We start from the raw sequence: 14434 nt of genomic DNA, 5'->3' as shown, positions 1-14434 counted from the left end.
TGTGTACGTTTAGCGCTTGGACGGGCGCATCTCGCAACAGGTTGAGGTCGCTCGTGCCGAATCGTGTGCTGGTCCACCCGCCAGCGGGTATTGGCCCATTCGGGTAACAGTTCGTTCCTGCCCCGTCCAAATCTAGACAGACGATTGAGAGCGCGATGCCGCGCTCACATTTGCAAGGAGCATCCGTAGAAGGCGTATGCGCGTCTCACCCGTGACATGCCGCTCTTACGATAGGCCGGTGCTTGCGCCAATGTCGCCGGCAGCCGCGACTTCGACGGCGTAGTGCGAAAGGCGGTGAAATGTTCGCCGCTCCTCGGCGGCCATGGCTGGCGCGAGCAGAAAGCCGTGGCGGTAGAGGCCGTTGAGCGAGATCACCTTCCCCTGATGGCTTGCACGTGGAAGATTGTCCGGAAAGGCTGGGCGGATTCCGACACCCGTTTCGATTATGGTTGCATCGGCAAAGGCCGGATTTAGCGTGTATGCAGCGTTGAGCAGTTCCATCAGTGAACGGGCGACTATAGGCCCGTCGAATTCCGTCTCGATCATCGTCGCGCCGACCATGAACAGACCGTCTCCACGCGGGACGATGTAGACGGGGAAACGCGGATGGAGCAAGCGGACCGGCCGGGAGAGATCCACGTCAAAGCTTCTAAGGTAGAGCATTTCGCCGCGAACGCCGCGCAACTCCTTCGCCTCGCCGATCTGCGCTGCGCCCGTGCAATCGACGACACCGTCAAAGCTCTCCTCGTGCGGGCTCTCGCCCACGAAGGTGACCCCCTGAACCGTCAGCTTGGTGCGCAGCAGACACAACACTCGCCGAGGATCGAGATGGGCTTCGCGGCGAAAGAACAGCCCATGCCGGAATCGCCCGGAAAGAGAGGGTTCCAGCGACGCGATCGCCGGCTCTTCCAGCCATTCATAATCGGTCGTGCGGCAGGCAAAGCGTCTCAGTTCACCAAGATCGCGGGCCGACGCGACCACGAGCGTTCCGTTTCGTCGCACCTCTCCAGGCACCATTGCGTCCCATTTGTCGGCGGCGGTGAGGCCGCGCATCAGCACGGCGCCATCAGCACTCTCCTGCTCGCACCAGGGCGCCAACATTCCGCCCGCGAGCCACGATGCAGCGCCGAGGAAACTGCCATATGGATCGAGCACGGTGACCTCGGCATCTCGAGCGCGCAGTTCATGCGCCACCGTCAGGCCGGCAACGCCGGCGCCTTTGACAAGCACACGCATCTCATTCGCCCAATTGCTGTTGGGTTTCTATCGGCATATAGATGCCGCCGCCCTCACGATAACGCGCTGCCATCGCATCCAGACCCTCCTTCTGTGCTTCGGCGCGGATATCGTGCGAGATGCGCATGGAGCAGAATTTTGGGCCGCACATGGAGCAGAAATGCGCCACCTTATGGGCTTCCTTCGGCAACGTCTCGTCGTGGAAGCTGCGGGCGGTTTCGGGGTCTAGCGAGAGGTTGAACTGATCCTCCCAGCGGAATTCGAAACGGGCACGCGAGAGCGCGTCATCGCGCAGCTGTGCTGCCGGATGCCCCTTGGCGAGATCAGCCGCGTGGGCCGCGATCTTGTAGGTGATAACGCCGGTCTTGACGTCAGTGCGATCGGGAAGGCCGAGATGCTCCTTCGGCGTGACGTAGCAGAGCATCGCGGTGCCGAACCAGCCCATCATGGCTGCGCCTATTCCAGAGGTGATGTGATCGTACCCCGGTGCGATATCCGTCGTCAGCGGCCCGAGCGTGTAGAAGGGTGCCTCGCCGCAGACCTCGAGCTGCTTGTCCATGTTCTCCTTGATCTTGTGCATCGGCACATGGCCGGGGCCCTCGATCATCACCTGGCAGTCTTTCGCCCAGGCGATCTTGGTCAGCTCTCCCAGTGTTTCCAGTTCGGCGAATTGCGCTGCATCGTTGGCATCGGCGATGGAGCCGGGACGCAGGCCGTCGCCGAGCGAGAAGGAGACGTCATAGGCGCGGCAGATGTCGCAGATCTCCTCGAAATGTTCGTATAGGAAGCTTTCGCGATGATGATGGAGACACCACTTCGCCATGATCGAACCGCCGCGCGAGACGATGCCGGTGACGCGGTTGACGGTGAGCGGGATGTAGTGAAGCCGCACGCCGGCGTGGATGGTGAAATAGTCGACGCCCTGTTCGGCCTGTTCGATCAGCGTGTCACGATAGACCTCCCAGGACAGGTCTTTGGCAATGCCCTCGACCTTCTCCAGCGCCTGATAGAGCGGCACGGTACCGATCGGCACCGGCGAATTGCGGATGATCCATTCGCGGATATTGTGGATATTGCGGCCGGTGGAAAGATCCATGACCGTGTCGGCGCCCCAGCGGGCCGCCCAGACCATTTTCTCGACCTCTTCCGTCATGGACGAGGTGACAGCAGAATTGCCAATATTGGCGTTGATCTTCACCAGGAAATTCCGGCCTATGATCATCGGCTCGGATTCCGGATGATTGATGTTGGCGGGGATGATCGCCCGACCCGCCGCCACTTCCTGCCGGACGAATTCCGCCGTCACATGGTCCGGAATATGGGCGCCGAAGCTTTCGCCGTCGCGGACCATGGCATCCGCCTGCGCCTTGCGACCAAGGTTTTCGCGGATGGCTATGAATTCCATCTCGGGCGTGATGATGCCTGATCGCGCATAGGCGAGCTGGGTGACCGCCTTGCCATCCCTGGCTCGTAGCGGCTGACGTTTAGTGGGAAATTCGGGCGTCAGCCTTTCGCCGCTGGCAAAGCCGTTGTCTTCGGGGCGGATATGGCGGCCCTGATAGGCTTCGACATCGCCGCGCGCGAGCACCCAGTCGCGGCGGAGCTGCGACAGGCCCTGCTCGATGCGGATATCAGCACCCTCGATCGTATAGGGACCGGAGGAATCATAGACGACAACAGGCGGCTCGCCCGATGTCGGATGAACGCTGATCTCGCGCATCGGCACACGGATGTCGGCGTGTATGTCTCCCGGGATGTAAATCTTCCGCGACGCCGGCAGCGGGCCTTTGGTGACTGTGGGGGTGATGGTCTTCGCGGCAATTTTCATGGTTTGAGGCTCCAAGTTTTCGATTGGAGACCCAGTCCTCAGCCGGAATGATGAAAAGACGCCGGCACGGATTCCGCGCGTGAATCCACTGCTTCGAGCGCTTGCACCGTCCCTACGCCAGTATGAACTGGATCAGGTTCAACGGGTCACTGCGCCACAATCGGCAAAGCCGTATTGTCCAGCAGTATCTCAGCCCCTTGCCGGGACCCCCCTGGTGAATGCAAAAAGGGTAGAGGCTTGCCGAGGGGACTGTCAAGCGACAATCTGCGATGGCTCGGGGTTAGGTTACACACAGGATATCGTGCGTGTCGCCGCTGTTAAACGATGGACAAGGGCAATCGTCCGGCCGGCACGCTTCCGCAAGACAAGCGCCCTTGTCGCATGCACGAGATACCGAAGCACTATTGAGAAAGCAGACGCGGAACTGGAAAGTCTAGTACTTTTTCCGTGTAGCTTTCGACCAGGGCGCTAAACGGCGTGCCGTCTGGAAGTTTCAATACGGCTCGATGTTCGAGCAGGAACGCCGGCAGGCCGGGGGAACTTGTTTCATGCGCTGTTAAGCCGTCCATGTCCCAGCCTTCGGATAGAGGGGACCAGAGCAACTTGGCAGACAGGTTTGTGCGAGTGAAATTGAGAGCCTGAACGGCTCTGCCAAACGCGATATCGCTGGTATTCAACGCCTGATTCATCTCTGCAGTTAATTTTGCAGGTACATACCAGTTGTCGGCTTCGGACAAGACGCGTTCGCCGCAGACCAGTCGGACGCGGCGATAGGCGATCAACTCACCGGGTCCGACGCTCAGAAGATCACGGATGTGCTCATCGGCCGGTTTGCCTTGCCCGCCCACACGCTGAGCTACGATCTTTGAACCTTCCGGTGCGAGCTTATGCGCGGCGCACCAGCGGTCAAGGGTAAACGTGGCACTGGCGTTACTCAGGAGATTTGCATTCAAGGTCTGGAGGATCGCAAGCGCTTCCACTCGAGATGCCGGCGTGTTCAGCCACTGAGATTCTATAGAAGGCTCTTGCGCAACTGCGATCTGGGTGCCCAGCAAGATGGCGGCCGCTGCAAGTGCGGCGATGCGAATGCATTTCGCAGGACATAATGACATGGAGAATGAAATCCTTTCTGTAGTATAATTGGGCAAACCTTGCGGGTCAAATATCCTTGATTTTTGCCGACGGGCGACCGTTGTCCGCGTATATGATAGCGGCAGCAGGGTTTGAACTGCGGCTCGCGTGTACCGCACGATGGTCAGGTTTCTGAAGACTTTCTTACCATCTTTCGAATTTGAAAGCGTTGGCGACTGAGCCGGCGCTTCCATTCTGGAATTTGGAAACCCGAGAGACGTGGATTTCAAATGAGAAACCTGGCGGCCGGCCCGAATTCTCCCAATTCTATATTCGTAACTCTCACTCAAAGGTTCAACGCCTTTGTCTTCGCCCTCGCTTGTTGCGAGATGTTCATATAGCTGGATCGGATAAAATAGCTCGCAACCGAAAGCAAAATCCAGAAGCCATTGTTGGAAAAAAGTCTTCTTCGTCGACCGGGAGCCCTCCTGCCGGTCGATTGACAATTGCAGACCAGGCAGCGACGCGCCATCGATGGTTGCCAACCGCAGATGCGAGTAGCCAGGGTGCTTGTCTGATTGCTTTTTGTGGTGCATGTCATCGTGCTCCTTGTGCGAGCCTCCCGACGATGATGTCGCCGGCAAGTTTTCAGCATTCATAGGAAACGATATTCCTGTGGTGCGCTATCGCAGCTCTTATTTGGGACAGTTCATGAAAACCATCAGCAACGCAACAGATGAGCCGGATATATTTTATAGTATACCTTTCTTCGCCGCAAAAATACAAATTGCATTATAAACTTCTGTGAGCTGTAGGATATATTATTGCTTATATACATACATATATTGATTTCACGGCTTTAAGGGGCTGGATGGAATGCAGGTCTCCGAAGGCCACGGCAAACGTTCGCTGGTCGAAATGGCCATCGGACGATACAAGTCTATGGGCGCGCCAGGTCGCCCCTAGCGGAGCACCCTTTGTCGCCGTGCCGCAGGCGCATTTCGAATGCCGCGCATGATTTGATCCTTCAGTCGATACCAATTTGGGGACTTATGCAGCAAGCGACATTCGACGGGTTCCTACACGAGACGAAGTCGAGAACACGTGCTGACACATGACGTACACGGTCATCAGTCGGCGCTCCCTATATAGTGGTCAGGGTTGCTGGTGATCCAACTGCCCGCGCACCTCGTTTCCGCGCTTCAGGAGATTGAGGATTGGACAGAGCTTTTCCACGGTCGCCCGCAGTCTGGCGACGTCCGCGGTACTTGCGGGAGATACTAGTGTGACCAGGTAGTTGATGTCCTGGGGATAGACGGGAACGTCTTGATATCCTTCTGCACCTGCACGCGGATCGATCGTGGCGGAGACTTCCGCATGCAGCGATTCCAGCGGCACGCCCTGATCGGAAGCGTGGATCAGAAAAGTATGGGTCAGGCAGCTCGCAAGCGCACCGAGCAGCAGTTCTGGAGACGACGGACCCAGATTATAGCCTGCGAACTCGGGCGGGCTGTCGGAAATGACCTGGAAATCTCGAATTCGGATACGTCGCACGCCGCTGCGGCCTTCAGCGCTTGCACTGGCCTCAAGTGTGACCGCACTCAGATCCCCCTTTCTGACGCGCGCCCGCCAATCGAGTAGTGCTTCGTGCTTCTGTCGGAGATACTCATTCAAAGTTGCCATGGCTTGCTAATATTCCTGTTGTGGAGACCGATGCCGAGATGGCCAAAGCGCCACGTTGCGCGCGCCGCTCAACCACGAGCTCGCGAGAAATGGGATCAATGAAAACAATCTTTGCTAGGTAAGACAGTTGCTGGAGGTTCAGCCTCTTTGCGATTCCGCGTCCGACGGGGGCTGTGTCGCCGTCAATTGTCCGCTTCCCGATCAAGACGATATCAGGCCTCAATGTCCGGCACCTGTTTGATACAGACCACGATGTGCATAGTCGTTTAAGCTCCCAATCGGACTTGGACTGTAGGGCCCCGCTTACTCTGAGCACTTCTCATGCCAATCAGGTTGAGCCGGTAACCCTGCGACATTGCAGATGTTTATTGTCGCTATACCGAGGGTGTTTTGTAAGGGTGCGGACATGTCGTGTCGCAATCTGCCTCGATCACTACCGCGATGGAGAGGGCGGCGGCATACGGTGACCATCAAGCCTCGTATTAGAACGGGCACCTATTTCCAACGATTTGGTCCTTTGTTACCTAGGAGGTAAGCGCCCTGAACAAGATTGCTCGAATAGACGCGTGCTGGAACCTCCCGCTCTAAGCGCGAGAGATCCAAATGGAAGATGCTCTCCATCGGGGTACAGTCAGGTCCTTAAAAACCGACCCCTCTTGACTGTTGGCCATCATTCTCATATCCGGTCTTGGTAGAATTTACTAATCGAGCGGATCTCAACTTCCTGCTACCGGTAAGCTAGGTCGCCACTCTCGGCTATGATCGAGCCGCCACCAACAACCCATTCCCAGGTCCATGAACTTTGAAACGGATGACGAACATCGCCGTCGATCTATCGCGTATTCGCGCAAAGCCTGTTCAGGATCGACGTTTGGCCATCCACCGAACGCTCGGCCGTAACCATCTCCATAGCTCCTCGGTGACGTGTGAGGAGCGACCGGCGACACGAGCTCTCGCGCCCGCTCCGTTGCCTGCCGCCAATAAAAGCGCTGCCAATCTCCCGCGCGGTGTCCCTATACTGCCTTTAGATTCTCTTGGCGAGCGCATCGCGATCATTGGCCCCTCAAACGCAGGCAAGTCGACTTTGGCGGTTGCCCTGTCTAGAAAGCTCCGTATTCCAGCCGTGCATCTCGATCAACTTCACCATCTGCCCGGAACGGATTGGCAGTCGCGCCCGGAAGCAGAATTTGCCGCGCTTCATGATGCGGCAATCCACGAAGAGCGGTGGATTATCGAAGGCAGCTACTCGCGCCTGATGCCGCAGCGATTAGCCCGCGCCATCACTTCAAATCACTGGCTACGCTTTTTTCGCTATCTCAAGCGAACCCTTGCCGATCAATCGGATCGCGCCGGACATCTCGAAGGTGCCAAAGACAGCATCAAATGGGAGATGATTTATTGGATTCTCTTTAAGAGCCGTAACAGCGGCGTCAGATATGCGACGGTTCTTCAGGAGTTCGGCTTGCCAACTGTCGAGTGCCACACTGCGACTGCCCTGAATAGCCTCTATCGCGATTGGGCTCTGCCGATGCCCCGGTAGGAACTTTTGGCCCGACGTTCATGGCAATTCGCAGGCGAATTTAGGATGATGTTTTCTCCATCTGCCCTTTGCAGCCGCCGCGGTTTAGATAGTGTGACGTCTGATTCCTAGCGAAACCAAAAAGCTCGGTTCCTACACTGTGCGCTGCTCATCGAAATGTCCGAGCGTAATCGCAATTTCTCATCACCTAGATATTTGATCCCAGGCTTTGATGGGGCATCCTTGTCTTCCGAATCAAGGGATGCGCTATGGGCCAGGTTCTTCATGGGAGCGCCACGACGACAGAGGCAGTCCGTCGAGCGATACAACATAGTCAAGAGAGCCTGAGAACGCTTTCGAAGCGTTACGGGATCAATCAGAAGACCGTCGCCAAGTGGCGGAAGCGGTCCTCGGTTGCGGACCTTCCGACCGGCCCGAAAGAGCCGAGATCGACGGTGCTCTCCGTCGAGGAGGAGGCCGTTATCGTTGCCTTTCGCAGGTACACGCTGCTGCCGCTCGATGACTGCCTCTATGCACTGCAGCCGACAATCCCGCATCTTACGCGGTCTTCGCTGCATCGTTGCCTGCAGCGTCACGGCATCGGCCGCCTGCCGGATGTCGATGGCGACAAGCCGTCGAAGAAGAAGTTCAAGAGCTACCCTATCGGCTACTTCCACATTGACATTGGCGAGGTGCGCACCGAACAGGGCAAGCTGCACATGTTTGTCGCCATCGATCGCACCTCGAAGTTTGCCTTCGTCGAACTGCACGAGAAGGCTACCACTGCCGTCTCGCGCGAGTTCCTCCTACGCTTGATTGCGGCCGTCCCCTACAAGATCCACACCGTGCTCACCGACAACGGCATCCAGTTCACCACACCCGGCGCTGGCGGCTCGGCTGTCCCGCTGATCAAAGAAGCGATCGCCAATGGCGAACGCTTCCGGGCCCATGCCTTCGAATACACCTGCGCCACCAGCGATATCGAGCACCGCACGACCAAGCCGAAGCATCCGCGGACCAACGGTCAAGTCGAGCGGATGAACCGTACCATCAAGGATGCCACCGTCAGACGCTTCTACTATGAAAGCCACGATCAACTTCGTCAGCACCTCGCCGACTTCGTCGCCGCTTATAACTTTGGCCGCAGGCTCAAGACCCTCAAGGGCCTCACACCCTACGAGTTCATCTGCAAGGCATGGGCTTCACAGCCCGAACGCTTTACCCTCGATCCGCTCCATCAAATGCCGGGCTAACATCCAACTCCGGTCTCCAAAATACGGTTGAGTCGCAGCACTCTCACCCCGGCTTAAAGACAAACAAACGCCATCCACCGCTACCGTGCTACAGATTGAGGACAAAGTCGCTCAACGCAACCAAGTGGTCTAGGCCCTCGATCGTCGTGCTTCTGTCATCGGTGGATTGCGCGAAGGGTTTGGCAACTCCTGCTCCTCTGCTCTGGCGTGTTACCCATTGTATCGGAGAGATTGTCCTGGGCGGCAATTTAGAAACTGATACCCTCGGCCACGTCAACCGCCTTATCTCACAAATGAACCGCCTCAGCCGCGTCACCGCGGAACCCTGCCGCATAACCGCCATCCACTCCCGCAGAAATGACTTCGTCAATTTGAGTGGACCCCGTAGGGCCCGTGATATCGTGTTGTACCTGCGCATCAGGTCACTCGGGCTGAAGAGCGATAGCATGTGAAATTCGCAGGCCGTTGTGGACACAGCCGGCGCGATAGTGATTATTTGCAGGCTTGTTGCGATGCTGAAGACGTCGCTGAAAAATTACCGAGACACCGAGGCTTCTTAAATTGAAAAAAGTACAGCGCAGCTTTGCCGTCGAGTACAAATCAGGTCGGCGAAAACTCAACTCTAAACCGAGCTCGATTTGGGGAGACACGGATCTCAAGTCGGTTGCTCAAGATCTGCAGGACGAGGCAATGCCATTTATGTCATTAATTCCTGAGGCAAGAAGCAGCGAGTTGCTTGTAGCCCGAGAAGAACAGGCTGGACCGTTATTGACACTGCCGATCGGGCAGGAGACAAATGCATCGGCTTTACAGGAGACCACAATGGCCGATGAAAACGCTACGATGATCAATGCCGACACGCCGGCCGCCGCGGCGCCCGATGTACCGAAAAAAGTGCGCAAACCTCGCGCCAAGAAGGCAGTGCCTGAAACTGCTTCAGTAGCCGTTTCTGTGCAACCGGCAGCGGCTTCGAATGCCACCGCCGGAAAGCAGAAGAGAGGACGCAAAGCAAAGTCTGACGAAGGTGCGACAAGTGCCAGACGTGCGCCTGTCAAACGTGCTCCAAGGGCGGTGCAGACAGCGACCGCACCGTCGGTGGCTGCAGTTGATGAGTTTGCGGATCTTCTGCAGCTGGAAGAGGAAAACCAGAGACTGCGCAAGCTGCTGGCCGAGAAGCTCCGTGCAGAAAATGCCGATCTACGAAAGCGGCTCAACCTCGGTTGATCGGCAGCAGACGGCCAAGCGCTGGCCGCATTCTCATGCTTGTTGAAGTCAAGATCATGGCGGCAGTTCGTTCTGCCGCCAACGCTTTTTCTCGCAGTTGCACACGGGGTAGAATTCGAGGTTAAACAAATGGCGTCTCCATGGAAACTTCTTGCCCGGCTGGTGTCCCCGCGACGCCAGCAGAGACAAGAACACGGCTCGGCAGATGGCGTGAAGCCGGACGTATTGGCTATCGCCAAGCCGACTGAAAGAGCAGCCAATAACGAATTGGACGCCACAGACGGTCCGGCTGACAAAAAGCCAGTTCCTCACGGTCATTCCGCAGCGGTTCTAGCGGTTCCGGTTTATTCGGAAGAAACGGCAAGCGCTGTTGATGGTCGCGTAAATATCGATGGCGCGAGGCCCGTGGAAGCGCCTGATCCGGCTTTGTCCGATGAGGCTAATACAGCCGCGCATGCCGCACCTAGGGTCTTTCGTGTTGGCGAAGGTCCGACGCGAAAGCGCCGCAAGAAGGCGAAAATGAGTGCAGTCGTTCTTCGACCGTCTTCAAATGTTTCTACCGCTTCTGACGATGCAATCAATCTTGATGAAGAGATCAGCCTTCTCCGAGACCAGTTGGCGCGCAAGCTTCAAATGCAGAATGCACTGTTGAGGAGGATGCTGGAGCGGTTCGAATATTAATCGAAATGAAGAATCAACCCCGCATTGCCGCACGTTGGTTGTTACCGATAGGGTCTCTATCACGAGGGGATAAAGCCCTTGTTGTCATCCTGATTTGGCATCGATCTCACCCGACAATCATTTGTGATGCGGGGTTCAGGAGTGTGCTAGGCGCGGTCTAGTTTTTTGTCGCTATTGATGTTTCGGGCCCAAGATTGACGGAAATCAAATCGGCTCGACCTGATGTCTGTCACAACGCGATGATTTCTGGCACGAAGCGGGGGTAAACACTTTGGGTGCTGGCTCTCCAGCTCCGTCGATCGAAGCGCTGGACTGGCTACGCGGCGAACCGCTTTCCAACTTCCAGTTCGGCAAGATATACATCCTCGACTTCTTTTCGACTACCTGCGGACCCTGCGGGCGAGCGCTGGCTCGCCTGGGATCGCTGCAGAAGAAATACAGCGACATCAAAGTTGAGGTCATCGGAGGACGAGGCTCGAGCTCAGGTGGACGCATGGCTAACTACATGGCTCCCGCATTCGAAAATTCGGGTCGCATTCGACCACTCATATTCCGGTCGAGGCTTGCAAAAAATTCTTGGCTCTCCTGTTGGGCCTTCAACGGCCAGCGACCCTTCATTCAGCGTGTCGAAACCGTATGCCGGCTCTCCGAGTGGGCTTGCCCACGGGCAACAATGGACGGGACGTGGACTTGACGGTGGAATAGTCAGCGCGTGTCAGCGGATTAAAGCCTTTGTACTTATAACCGCAGCGTCGTTCCGTCTTTTTGTCCTCTCGTTGATGTGGATCAAGGAGCAATTTGCGGCTTCATGACAGTCCTGGCGAGAAAGACGGCCGCGAAGCGGTCGTCGGCGTACTGGGGACGACATCATGAATTACACAACGGAAACGATGGTGATCGCGGTCGCGGCGTTTCTAGCGCTGCTACTAGCCGCATTCGCGCATGATCATCTCTTTGCGGTTCATATGGGCATACTTTGCCTCTGCCTCGTTATGGGGGCTGTGCTGATGGTCAGCAAGGTTGAATTTTCGCCGGCAGGCCGACAGCGTAACGTCGATAAGTCCGGCTATTTCGACGAGGTGATACGGTATGGCTTGATCGCCGCGGTGTTTTGGGGCGTGGTTGGCTTCCTGGTTGGCGTGATCATCGCGCTGCAACTGGCCTTTCCTGACCTCAACATCGCCCCTTATCTCAATTTCGGAAGACTGCGGCCCGTGCACACGTCGGCGGTTATCTTCGCCTTTGGCGGCAATGCGCTCATCATGACGTCATTCTACGTCGTGCAACGCACCTGTCGCGCGCGTCTTTTCGGCGGCAACCTGGCTTGGTTCGTATTCTGGGGCTACCAGCTTTTTATCGTGATGGCTGCGACCGGATACGTTCTTGGAATCACTCAAGGCCGTGAATATGCCGAACCTGAGTGGTACGTCGACCTCTGGCTGACCATCGTTTGGGTAGCCTATCTCGCCGTGTATCTTGGAACGATCCTGAAGCGCAAAGAGCCACACATCTATGTGGCAAACTGGTTCTACCTTGCCTTCATCATCACCATCGCCATGCTGCACGTGGTCAACAACCTGGCGGTTCCGGCCTCGTTCCTTGGCTCCAAGAGCTATTCTGTCTTCTCGGGTGTCCAGGACGCGCTGACCCAATGGTGGTACGGCCATAACGCCGTCGGCTTCTTCCTCACCGCCGGCTTCCTGGGAATGATGTATTATTTCGTGCCGAAGCAGGCCAACCGACCGGTCTATTCATACCGGCTTTCGATCATCCACTTCTGGGCGCTGATCTTCATGTACATCTGGGCCGGCCCGCATCATCTGCATTACACGGCACTGCCCGACTGGGCCCAGACGCTCGGCATGGTCTTCTCGATCATGCTCTGGATGCCCTCCTGGGGCGGCATGATCAACGGCCTCATGACCCTTTCGGGCGCCTGGGACAAGATCCGCACCGATCCCATCATCCGGATGATGATCGTCGCCATTGCCTTTTATGGCATGTCGACCTTCGAAGGCCCGATGATGTCGGTGAAAACCGTCAATTCGCTCAGCCACTATACCGAATGGACGATCGGCCACGTGCATTCCGGCGCTCTCGGCTGGGTGGGTATGATCACCTTCGGGGCGATCTACTACCTGACGCCGAAGCTATGGGGACGCGAGCGTCTCTACAGCCTGCGGATGGTCAACTGGCACTTCTGGCTCGCAACCCTCGGGATCGTTGTCTACGCCGCCGTGCTTTGGGTTGCCGGCATCCAGCAGGGGCTCATGTGGCGCGAGTACAATTCCCAGGGCTTCCTCGTCTATTCCTTCGCGGAGACAGTCGCGGCGATGTTCCCCTACTACGTGCTGCGCGCCGTGGGCGGAACGCTTTACCTGGCGGGCGGTCTCGTCATGGCCTGGAACGTGTTCATGACGATCCGCGGCCACGTGCGCGACGAAGCTGCAATCCCAACCACTTTCGTGCCCCAAGCACAGCCTGCCGAATGAGGTGAGATATGGCATCGATACTTGATAAACATCAGATCCTCGAGAAGAACGCGACGCTTCTTCTCGTCGGCTCGCTGCTCGTCGTGAGCATCGGCGGCATCGTCGAAATCGCACCGCTGTTCTACCTGCAGAACACGATTGAAAAGGTGGAAGGCATGCGGCCGTATACGCCGCTCGAGCTGGCCGGACGAAACATCTACATCCGCGAAGGCTGCTACCTCTGCCACAGCCAGATGATCAGGCCCTTCCGCGACGAGGTCGAACGCTACGGCCATTACTCGCTCGCGGCCGAGTCGATGTACGACCATCCTTTCCAGTGGGGATCCAAACGAACCGGGCCGGATCTGGCCCGTGTCGGCGCGCGCTACTCCAACGAATGGCATGTCCAGCATCTCGCCTATCCTCGGGCAGTGGTGCCGGAGTCGATCATGCCGAGTTACGCCTTCCTCAAAGAGCAGAGGGTGACGGTCAAGGACGTCGGAATGGACCTGAAGGCCAACGAGGACGTGGGCGTGCCTTATAACGACGAGATGCTGGCGAACGCGGAGGCCGACATGATGGCCCAAGCCGATCCGAACGCAGATACGACGGCCCTGCTTGCCCGCTATCCGAAGGCGAAGACCGGCGATTTCGACGGCGATCCTGCCGCGCTGACCGAAATGGATGCCCTGGTGTCCTACCTGCAGATGCTCGGAACGTTGGTCGATTTCTCGACCTACGACGACGCGACCGGTTACCGATGAGGTGATCCATGGAAACCTACACTGCAATGAGACAATTTGCCGACAGCTGGGGGCTCCTGGCAATGGCGGCATTCTTCATCGGTGCGATTGTGTTCACTCTTCGCCCAGGCAGCAACCAAACGGCGAAAGAGGCCGCCGATATTCCCTTGAAGGATGATTGAGATGTCGGAAAAACATATCGATGAATTTAGCGGCGTCGAAACGACCGGACATGAATGGGACGGCATCCGCGAACTCAACAATCCGATGCCGCGCTGGTGGGTGTGGACCTTCTACGCCACTATCGTCTGGGCCTTGGGCTATACGATCGCATATCCCGCGATCCCGATGATTACCGACGCTACGAAGGGCATGCTGGGCTATTCCAGCCGCGCCGAGCTGCAGCAGAACCTCGATCAGGCCAAGGCATCGCAGACGACGCTTCATGATCTGATCGCCGCCAAGACGGTGCACGAGATCGATTCCGATTCTGCCCTTCGCGAATTCGCGGTCGCCGGCGGCGCATCTGCATTCAAGGTGAACTGCGCGCCGTGCCATGGCTCGGGAGCAAGCGGCGGCCCGGGATTTCCGAACCTCAACGACAACGATTGGCTGTGGGGTGGAGACCTGGATGCCATCCAGGCGACGATCGCGCATGGAATTCGCTTCGACGAGGATACGGACACTCATGCTTCCGAGATGCCGCCCTTTGCCGATGTTCTGGA

General features: G+C 57.2%; 12 protein-coding genes and 1 riboswitch. Of the genes, 8 read left to right on the top strand and 4 right to left on the bottom strand.

What is annotated here, in order from left to right; all coding sequences use genetic code 11:
• Positions 1-225: 225 nt before the first annotated feature.
• The 4 genes from thiO to HX899_RS12605 form a co-directional block, all read right to left on the bottom strand.
• On the bottom strand, positions 226-1236 hold the full coding sequence (gene thiO, locus HX899_RS12625) for a glycine oxidase ThiO (protein ID WP_244604876.1): 1011 nt from the start codon (positions 1234-1236) through the stop codon (positions 226-228).
• A gap of 1 nt (position 1237) precedes the next feature.
• Positions 1238-3064: a phosphomethylpyrimidine synthase ThiC gene (thiC, locus tag HX899_RS12620; protein ID WP_127431703.1), complete on the bottom strand. Its 1827-nt coding sequence runs from the start codon at positions 3062-3064 to the stop codon at positions 1238-1240.
• Between the two features lie 91 nt (positions 3065-3155).
• Positions 3156-3287: riboswitch (TPP riboswitch) on the bottom strand.
• Positions 3288-3465: 178 nt separating this feature from the next.
• The gene (locus HX899_RS12615; RefSeq protein ID WP_127431727.1) at positions 3466-4176 is read right to left on the bottom strand and encodes a hypothetical protein; all 711 of its coding nucleotides are present in this window, start codon (positions 4174-4176) and stop codon (positions 3466-3468) included.
• Between the two features lie 1114 nt (positions 4177-5290).
• The gene (locus HX899_RS12605; protein WP_127431702.1) at positions 5291-5818 is read right to left on the bottom strand and encodes an OsmC family protein; all 528 of its coding nucleotides are present in this window, start codon (positions 5816-5818) and stop codon (positions 5291-5293) included.
• Between the two features lie 811 nt (positions 5819-6629).
• On the opposite strand from HX899_RS12605, the gene HX899_RS12600 reads away from it, so the two are divergent.
• From HX899_RS12600 to ccoP, 8 genes are all read left to right on the top strand, one after another.
• Positions 6630-7358: an AAA family ATPase gene (locus HX899_RS12600; protein ID WP_244604875.1), complete on the top strand. Its 729-nt coding sequence runs from the start codon at positions 6630-6632 to the stop codon at positions 7356-7358.
• Positions 7359-7606: 248 nt separating this feature from the next.
• Positions 7607-8590 (top strand): IS481 family transposase, encoded by a 984-nt coding sequence (locus tag HX899_RS12595; protein WP_127431700.1) that lies wholly within the window; start codon positions 7607-7609, stop codon positions 8588-8590.
• Between the two features lie 561 nt (positions 8591-9151).
• Positions 9152-9814 carry a transcriptional regulator gene (locus HX899_RS12590; RefSeq protein ID WP_127431699.1) on the top strand — a complete coding sequence of 221 codons (663 nt, stop codon included), beginning with the start codon at positions 9152-9154 and terminating at the stop codon, positions 9812-9814.
• 129 nt (positions 9815-9943) lie between these two features.
• Positions 9944-10495 carry a hypothetical protein gene (locus tag HX899_RS12585; protein ID WP_127431698.1) on the top strand — a complete coding sequence of 184 codons (552 nt, stop codon included), beginning with the start codon at positions 9944-9946 and terminating at the stop codon, positions 10493-10495.
• A gap of 869 nt (positions 10496-11364) precedes the next feature.
• Positions 11365-12987 (top strand): cytochrome-c oxidase, cbb3-type subunit I, encoded by a 1623-nt coding sequence (gene ccoN, locus HX899_RS12580; protein WP_127431697.1) that lies wholly within the window; start codon positions 11365-11367, stop codon positions 12985-12987.
• A gap of 8 nt (positions 12988-12995) precedes the next feature.
• Positions 12996-13730 (top strand): cytochrome-c oxidase, cbb3-type subunit II, encoded by a 735-nt coding sequence (ccoO, locus tag HX899_RS12575; RefSeq protein WP_127431696.1) that lies wholly within the window; start codon positions 12996-12998, stop codon positions 13728-13730.
• 8 nt (positions 13731-13738) lie between these two features.
• Entirely contained in the window at positions 13739-13891 is a 153-nt protein-coding gene (locus HX899_RS12570; RefSeq protein WP_127431695.1) for a cbb3-type cytochrome c oxidase subunit 3, read from the top strand.
• Between the two features lies 1 nt (position 13892).
• The coding region (gene ccoP / locus HX899_RS12565; RefSeq protein WP_181292587.1) for a cytochrome-c oxidase, cbb3-type subunit III at positions 13893-14434 on the top strand (542 nt) is incomplete at its 3' end.

The sequence above is a fragment of the Rhizobium sp. WYCCWR 11146 genome (assembly GCF_013591995.1).
GTDB lineage: Bacteria > Pseudomonadota > Alphaproteobacteria > Rhizobiales > Rhizobiaceae > Rhizobium > Rhizobium indicum.
The sequence above is the reverse complement of the archived record's forward strand: the minus strand, read 5'-3'. Positions and strand labels throughout refer to the sequence as shown.